This is a genomic window from Oleiphilus sp. HI0128, assembly GCF_001635365.1.
The window spans coordinates 1-6791 of record NZ_LWGG01000680.1; the positions used below are offsets into that span (position 1 = coordinate 1).

Annotated in this window: 6 protein-coding genes; 1 reads left to right on the forward strand and 5 read right to left on the reverse strand. The window is 45.4% G+C overall.

From position 1 onward, the window contains the following. Window positions 1-34: 34 nt before the first annotated feature. The 4 genes from miaA to tsaE all read right to left on the reverse strand — a co-directional run bounded on the left by miaA (window position 35) and on the right by tsaE (window position 4963). The gene (gene miaA / locus A3763_RS08415; protein WP_068514967.1) at window positions 35-988 is read right to left on the reverse strand and encodes a tRNA (adenosine(37)-N6)-dimethylallyltransferase MiaA; all 954 of its coding nucleotides are present in this window, start codon (window positions 986-988) and stop codon (window positions 35-37) included. 33 nt (window positions 989-1021) lie between these two features. Beyond that, a complete protein-coding gene (gene mutL / locus A3763_RS08420) occupies window positions 1022-2914 on the reverse strand; it encodes a DNA mismatch repair endonuclease MutL (RefSeq protein ID WP_068514965.1) in 1893 nt (630 codons plus the stop codon). 35 nt (window positions 2915-2949) lie between these two features. After that, a complete protein-coding gene (locus tag A3763_RS08425) occupies window positions 2950-4356 on the reverse strand; it encodes an N-acetylmuramoyl-L-alanine amidase (protein WP_068511747.1) in 1407 nt (468 codons plus the stop codon). A 67-nt stretch (window positions 4357-4423) separates the two neighbouring features. Next, complete coding sequence (tsaE, locus tag A3763_RS08430; RefSeq protein WP_068511749.1) at window positions 4424-4963, reverse strand: tRNA (adenosine(37)-N6)-threonylcarbamoyltransferase complex ATPase subunit type 1 TsaE; 540 nt, start codon at window positions 4961-4963, stop codon at window positions 4424-4426. A gap of 227 nt (window positions 4964-5190) precedes the next feature. Between tsaE and queG the strand changes: the two genes are divergently transcribed. Beyond that, the gene (queG, locus tag A3763_RS08435; protein ID WP_068511750.1) at window positions 5191-6288 is read left to right on the forward strand and encodes a tRNA epoxyqueuosine(34) reductase QueG; all 1098 of its coding nucleotides are present in this window, start codon (window positions 5191-5193) and stop codon (window positions 6286-6288) included. Here queG and A3763_RS08440 read toward each other — a convergent pair. Beyond that, window positions 6285-6791 (reverse strand): methyl-accepting chemotaxis protein (locus tag A3763_RS08440; protein ID WP_304440805.1); only part of this gene is annotated, 507 nt, incomplete at its 5' end. The genes queG and A3763_RS08440 overlap by 4 nt on opposite strands.

Below are 6791 nucleotides of genomic sequence, written 5' to 3' on the forward strand. Positions count from 1 at the left end.
ACGCATTTTTTTCATTTTTTATGTGAGATGCGTCTTAATATTTAGCATTTTCAATTATTTCTCGCGCTTTAGCCAGCACTTTTACATCATTCGTCTCTAATTGGTGCAAATTTGGCCAAGACCTCAACCAAGTTAGCTGCCTTTTAGCGAGTTGTCGAGTTGCAATAACCCCCCTTTCTCGCATTTCATCTTTCGTTAACTTGCCATCTAGGTAATCCCAAACCTGCCTATAGCCAACACAACGCATTGAAGGCATATCTGCTGTCACCTCTCCAGAGTGGTAAAACCCTTCAACCTCTTCGATAAAACCACTCTTCAACATAATATCAAAGCGTAGAGCAATACGTTGATGCAGCTCGGAACGATCACTCGGTGCAATTGAGAGGTTAATGAATTCATAGGGGGCTGGCGGAATTGCGCCACTCTCTGATTGACTTTGCTGATCCTGCCAAAACTGAGTCAGCGTCTTTCCTGTTACCCGAAAAACCTCCAAAGCTCTTTGAAGACGCTGGGAATCAGTTGGTTTTAGGCGCGCGGCAGATTCGGGATCGACTAGCGCCAGCTGCTCATGAACATAAGGCCAGCCATGCTTTTCAGCATCAAGAGATATCGCTGCGCGAACCTTGTCATCAGCACAAGGCAAGGATGCGATACCATTCTGCAAAACTTTGTAGTACATCATCGTACCGCCCACCAATAAAGGTGTGCGTCCACGACTTGTTATTTCCTGCATCTCTCTTAGCGCATCATCATAAAACCGAGCTACCGAATAACTGTCTTTAGCAGCAATAATATCAATCAGTCGGTGTGGAGCGCGCGCCAACAATTCTTTTTCGGGTTTTGCCGTACCGATATCCATGCCTCGATATATCAAGGCAGAGTCCACACTGATAATGTCGCAAGCTAAGGTTTCATGAAGAGAGACTGCCAGGTCTGTCTTACCCGCCGCTGTCGGCCCCATTAGACAAATTGCACTAGGCAAGCTCATTGATAAAGCCTTAAAGAAGGTATTCGCAACATCTTAACGCCCCCGCAGAAATAACTTATCCAGCTCACCCATAGACAGTGCGGTCCAGGTTGGGCGGCCATGGTTACACTGACCACTGCGCTCAGTTTCTTCCATATCTCTCAGCAAAGCGTTCATCTCCGGTATCGTCAACGATCGATTGGCCCTTACCGAACCATGACAAGCCATAGTCGACATCAACTCATTCGCTTTTGCCTCTAGCTGGTCGGAGTATCCGTGCGTAATCATATCACTCAACAAGTCTCTTACTAGCTGATCAACATTCACCTGCTGAAGTATCACTGGCACCTGACGAATAACGATACTTTCCGGACCAGACCGTTCTAGGCCCAAACCAAATTTCTGTAAGTCCCCGGCACATTCTTCAGCAACAGAAGCCTCTCGTTGACTTAGAGAGATATTCATCGGCACAAGCAGGGGCTGAGCCTTGATTCCATCACTATAAAAATCATTTTTCATTCGCTCATAAGTAATCCGCTCATGAGCTGCGTGCATATCTACAACAATCAAACCACTACTATTCTGAGCGAGAATATAAATCCCATGAAGCTGAGCAATAGCAAAACCTAATGGGTGTTCACGCCCATCAACAGCTTCTTGCTGCTGACCAAGGTTCTGATCAGGGTGAAGGGCTTTATATTGAGATAGAACCTCCGAAACACCCTGGCCAGATGTTTGCAACATTGATGGCGAAGCACTTCCCACACCTTGGCCAGCGCCAGTCACCGCACTACTAACTCCCTGGACTCCCAAAGACATTGCTGACTGAGAACCATAACTCGGCGTAAAAGCACTAGCCTGAGCTTGAAGCGAAGTACTTGCCTGAATATTTGACAAGTCGCGATTCGGTGCCGAACCATCTTCAGGAGCGGCCAATTCTTCTGGTCGAATATCCGCAAGCGCCTTATGAAGACTTCTGAATATAAAATCGTGAACTAAGCGCCCATCCCTAAAACGAACCTCATGCTTGGTCGGATGAACATTGACATCAACCAGCGCAGGATCAAGCTCTAGATACAAAACAAAGGCAGGGTGACGCCCATGATATAAGACATCACGATAAGCCTGCTTTACAGCATGACTCACCAAACGATCCCTGATAACACGACCATTAACGTAAAAGTACTGCAAGTCAGCCTGACTTCTTGAGAAGGTTGGTTTAGCTACCCAGCCCCATAACTTAAGCCCCGTTGCCTCTACATCAATATCAACGGCATTTTCCATAAAGGGCTTGCCACATAAGGCAGCGATACGCAGCTGTTTTTCCTTGATCGTCGGCGCTGGGCGTAAACTATGCACAACCTTCTGATTGTGAACCAACTCAAAACTAACTTCAAAGCGGCTCAGCGCTTGGCGTTTTAGGACTTCTTCTAAATGATTAAATTCAGTCTTTTCTGTTCTCAAAAATTTTCTTCGAGCAGGTGTATTGAAAAACAAGTCCCTAACATCAACACTTGTCCCTCGATTATGAGCAACAGGACTTAAGCGGGCCTCCATGTCTCGCCCCTCAGTAACAGCTTGCCAGCCCTGCTCTGCATTGTCTGTTTTTGAACTAAGTGCTAAACGGGAAACCGAACTAATACTTGCTAAGGCTTCCCCCCTAAACCCTAAGGTCGCGACGGTTTCCAGATCATCCAGGGATTCAATTTTACTGGTAGCGTGACGACTTAAGGATAGAGGTAAATCATCTTTGCCCATGCCTTCACCGTCATCACGAACTAAAATTCGCTTAACACCGCCTTGCTCAACCTGGACCAATATTTTGCGTCCACCCGCATCCAAGGCGTTTTCTAATAATTCTTTTACAACAGAAGCAGGACGCTCCACCACTTCACCTGCAGCTATCTGGTTTGCTAGGCGCGCGGATAGCTTATGAATTTTACTCATAGAAGAAATCTGAAAATCTAATCAAAAACGGAAGCTTACGAGGAAGGTAGCGACAAGCGTTGACCAACCCATACATTATCAGAGCGAAGCCGATTCAAACGACGAAGCTCTGTAAGCGATACATCATTGCGCATCGCAATATGGGAAAGGGTATCACCTTTTCGAACAACATACTTCTTGAAATTCGTGGCTTTTGATTTAGTGCTTTGAGCAACACTTTGGTTCACTACACTATTGCCACCCTTATTCCATGCCAATAGCGTTCCCGGAGGTGGCGCGTCATTAAAGTAAGCGAGAATTCCGCCCTTTATCGCCTTGGCCATTTTCCGCTGATACTTTGACGACTTTAATCTCTTGGACTCTGCCGGATTTGAAATAAATCCTGTCTCAACCAATATTGATGGAATATCTGGTGACTTCAACACCACAAAACCTGCCTGCTGAACCGAACGCTTATGCAAACGAGCAACATTGCCCATGGAGCTTAATACCTTACTACCTACGCCTAAACTCGCTTTTAAACTTGCCGTGGAAGAAAGGTCCAAGAGTACGCTCGCTAGAACGTCATCCTTGTCTTCCAAACTTACACCACCCACGCCGCCTATTAAATCGGCAGAATTCTCTTTTTGCGCTAACCAACGAGCTGTCTCACTGGTCGCGCCACGGTTTGACAAGGCAAAAACTGATGCACCGTGTGCCTGGGCTTTCTTAAATGCATCAGCATGAATAGACACTAACAAGTCAGTATTATGCTTTCTGGCAATCCGGGTACGCTTGCGCAAACCAATATAATAATCCCGCTCTCTGGTCAGGTAAGCTTTAAAGCCTTTTTGAGCATTAATCTGCTTTCTCAATTCTTTAGCAATTGCCAACACGACATCTTTTTCTTTTATACGATTCGGGCCGATGGCACCCGGGTCTTCCCCACCATGCCCTGGATCTATAACAACGATAATGTCTCGCTTCTGACCCGCAGGCACTTTCTTAACAACATTCTTGCGCGCTTCATTTAGCTTTTTTGTTTTCGTATATAAATCAACAACCAGACGATTTCCGTACTTCTGATTTGGCTTTAGCAAAAAGCTTTTCGTTTCAGCCTCTTCTTTTAAGTCCAATACAACCCTAAGATCATCTTTATTTCTACGTGCACTGCGCACTCCGGAAATAGGCGTACCTTTGAGATTCAAACTATCAAACTTAAGCGCCTTATCAGCATCATTAATATCCAAAACCAAACGCGAGGGATTCTTCAGCATCATGATTTTATGCTTTACCGGGTGTGATAAATCCAGAACTAAACGAATATACTCTGGAGACTCCCAAATACGCGCATTAGTTACTTTCGCTTGAGCAGCATTTACACTGCCAGCCATAAACGTAAAGGCAGCGAACAGAACAAGCACCTTTGCCAGGAAGCTAACTCTACTAGTACGAACTTTCATTAAATTCAGCTCTCTACTCAATCACAAAAGACATGCTTGAAACCACATGAACTCAAATTATAATTACTCAGCATGAAACATTACTCACTACCAAACCCGAGCCCGGCCTTAAACTAACCTCTTTCAATACTGAAAGAATCTCGCCATCTGCAGTAATCTTACAAAGGCGACCACGCCCGGTGCAGCTCAAATCGACTTCAAAATCGGCCTCAGGCAAGAAACCCTGGCCTTTATCAGGCCACTCAATAACACACAACTGCTTTTCCTGACCGTCATGAGGCACTTCAAAATAATCACGCACCCCCATAAATTCTAGCTCTTCGGGGTCGCCCAAACGATACAAGTCAAAATGATTAACTTGCACATTCTGTAATTCATAGGGTTCAACAATCGTATAAGTCGGACTCTTCACCTTACCAAAGTGCCCTGCACCTTCGAGAATCCCCCTAGTTAAGGTTGTCTTACCCATTCCGAGGTCACCGTGCAAAAAGATACTCACCACACCTTGATGAAAACAATGCTCATCGATGACACTGAATAACAAGCGTCCTAATGCTACTGTCGCTGACTCGTCAACCAATACAAGCCCAATAGCCGCTTTTGTCATACTCGCACCCTATATCGATTCACTCTCTTGCCCTATAATCCATAAACAAATATTAAAACAAGCGCTCTTTGCAGACACAAAAAGCAGGTTCTGCTGCACGTTTATGCCATAATAGCGTCGTAACACATTGCTTATTAATGTATTTGCTGAACAAACATTCCTAGTTAACTGTTAAGTATAGCAAAACATCGTCAGACTTACACAAAGATGCCGCTAGAATAGATTCGATGCAAAACACTAAGCCCAATCTTACTCACAACGAGCTGCTAGAACTTGAGCAGTCAATCCAAAAAAAAGCGCTAGAACTTGGGTTTCAGCAATTTGGCATCACAACTAATGACCTAGACATTCATATAGAACGATACAAAGACTGGCTCGATAGAGGTTTTCATGCAGACCTGGATTATATGGAAAAGCATGGAAGCAAACGCTGGCAGGCTGATGAATTAGTTCCCGGCACGCTTAGGGTTATTTCCTTGCGCATGAATTATCTAAGCGACCCAAACTCTCCTCTAGGCCTTTTGAACGAAAAAGAAAAAGCCTATATATCCCGCTATTCCTTGGGGCGTGACTATCATAAGCTAATCCGCTCGAGGCTAAAAAAGCTGATCGAACATATAAAACAAAAAGCGGAAAGCTACAGCTTTAGAGCTTTTGTCGACAGCGCACCTGTACTTGAACGAGCCTTTGCCCAGAAAGCGGGTTTAGGCTGGTTCGGTAAAAATACTATGCTTATCAGTCGTGAAGCGGGTTCCTGGTTTTTTCTGGGGGAAATATATACCGACCTCCCTCTTCCAATAAGTAAACCATACATAGAGGAACACTGTGGTAGCTGTAAGGCCTGCCTCACTGCCTGCCCGACAAAAGCATTTGAAGGACCGTACTTACTAGATGCTAAGCGCTGCATTTCTTATCTAACAATTGAGTTAAAAGGTAGGATTCCGCTAGAGCTAAGAAAGCCTATGGGGAACAGAATCTTTGGTTGCGATGATTGCCAACTCGTCTGCCCTTGGAACAAGTTCAGAAAACCCAGCCAAGAGACAGACTTTAGCCCCCGAAACAAGCTAGATGATATCACTCTGCTAGAGTTATTCTCTTGGAATGAAGAAACCTTCCTAACGAATACCGCAGGATCACCCATTCGCAGAGCGGGCTACGAATCCTGGTTAAGAAATATAGCCGTCGCACTTGGAAATGCGCCACAGTCATTAGTTATCGTTGCAGCCTTAAAACGAAGTAGAGAAACTGCCTCCCCCTTGGTCGCAGAACATATCGACTGGGCATTAGCGCAGCAAACCAAACCAAACAATCAAGAAGAGACTTAGCTACGCTTCATATTTGATGCCTGACTAACAGTATCACTCATTGTATAAGACAGTGACCCCAGGTGTTCAGCTATATCAAGCAACGACTGGGCGTTTGACGCCAGCTTTGCAGAAAAGTCTGCGTTTTCCTGGCAAGCCTCATCTAGATACTGACTATTGCTCACAACACCCTCAATACCTTGACTTTGCATACCCATCGCATCGGCTGAAACATTTATCTCTCGGGCAATATCTTCGACTTCGGAGGTGACGGCCTCCAGGCGATTACCCGTTTCGTTCACAACCATACAGCCCTGGTCGATACTCTCTTCCGCAACAGCCAGAAGCAGGCGTATTTTTTCTGCCGACTCGTTACTTTTGTGCGAGAGCGTCCTGACCTCATCCGCCACAACCGCAAATCCACGCCCCTGATCACCAGCGCGAGCGGCTTCGATTGCAGCATTTAGCGCCAGCAAGTTTGTTTGCTCTGCGATAGCGGTAATCACGCCCATAAATTCCAGAAT

Excerpts from the sequence above, each read along its gene's own strand:
- A3763_RS08425 (WP_068511747.1), bottom strand. The coding sequence starts at position 4,356 with ATGAAAGTTCGTACTAGTAGAGTTAGCTTCCTGGCAAAGGTGCTTGTT.
- mutL (WP_068514965.1), bottom strand. The coding sequence starts at position 2,914 with ATGAGTAAAATTCATAAGCTATCCGCGCGCCTAGCAAACCAGATAGCT.
- tsaE (WP_068511749.1), bottom strand. The coding sequence starts at position 4,963 with ATGACAAAAGCGGCTATTGGGCTTGTATTGGTTGACGAGTCAGCGACA.
- queG (WP_068511750.1), top strand. The coding sequence starts at position 5,191 with ATGCAAAACACTAAGCCCAATCTTACTCACAACGAGCTGCTAGAACTT.
- miaA (WP_068514967.1), bottom strand. The coding sequence starts at position 988 with ATGAGCTTGCCTAGTGCAATTTGTCTAATGGGGCCGACAGCGGCGGGT.